At 71.8% G+C, this 956-nt stretch carries 1 protein-coding gene; it reads left to right on the top strand.

Going from position 1 to position 956, the window contains the following annotated elements; translation table 11 throughout:
* Positions 1-956, top strand: a 956-nt coding sequence (locus IE124_RS34085) for an acetyl-CoA carboxylase biotin carboxylase subunit (RefSeq protein WP_189513905.1), incomplete at both ends; no start/stop codon positions are given.

Below are 956 nucleotides of genomic sequence, written 5' to 3'. Positions count from 1 at the left end.
GCCAACCGTGGCGAAATCGCTGTCCGTGTGGCCCGGGCGTGCCGGGACGCCGGTATCGGCAGCGTAGCCGTCTACGCCGACCCGGACCGGGACGCCCTGCACGTCCGGGCGGCTGACGAGGCGTTCGCTCTGGGCGGTGACACCCCGGCGACCAGCTATCTCGACATGACCAAGGTGTTGCAGGCCGCGAAGGACGCGGACGCGGACGCCGTCCACCCCGGATACGGCTTCCTTTCCGAGAACGCCGAGTTCGCGCAGGCGGTCCTGGACGCGGGCCTGATCTGGATCGGCCCGCCGCCGCAGGCCATCCGCGACCTGGGCGACAAGGTGGCGGCCCGTCACATCGCCCAGCGCGCCGGCGCCCCGCTGGTCGCCGGCACCCCCGACCCGGTCTCCGGCGCCGAAGAGGTCGTGGCGTTCGCGCAGGAACACGGCCTGCCCATCGCGATCAAGGCCGCCTTCGGCGGCGGCGGCCGCGGCCTGAAGGTCGCCCGGACCCTCGAAGAGGTCCCCGAGCTCTACGACTCCGCCGTCCGCGAGGCCGTCGCCGCCTTCGGCCGCGGCGAATGCTTCGTCGAGCGCTACCTCGACAAGCCCCGCCACGTCGAGACCCAGTGCCTCGCCGACACCCACGGCAACGTCGTCGTCGTCTCCACCCGCGACTGCTCCCTCCAGCGCCGCCACCAGAAGCTCGTCGAGGAAGCCCCCGCGCCCTTCCTGACGGAGGCGCAGAACGCCGAGCTGTACGCGGCGTCCAAGGCCATCCTGAAGGAAGCCGGCTACGTCGGCGCCGGCACCGTCGAGTTCCTCGTCGGCACCGACGGCACGATCTCCTTCCTCGAGGTCAACACCCGCCTCCAGGTCGAACACCCGGTCACCGAAGAGGTCACCGGCATCGACCTGGTCCGCGAGATGTTCCGCATCGCCGACGGCGAAGAGCTCGGCTACGGCGACCC

This window comes from Streptomyces narbonensis, assembly GCF_014649015.1.
In the GTDB taxonomy this organism is placed as follows: domain Bacteria; phylum Actinomycetota; class Actinomycetes; order Streptomycetales; family Streptomycetaceae; genus Streptomyces; species Streptomyces narbonensis.
This window is presented reverse-complemented; position numbering and strand designations above follow the sequence as displayed.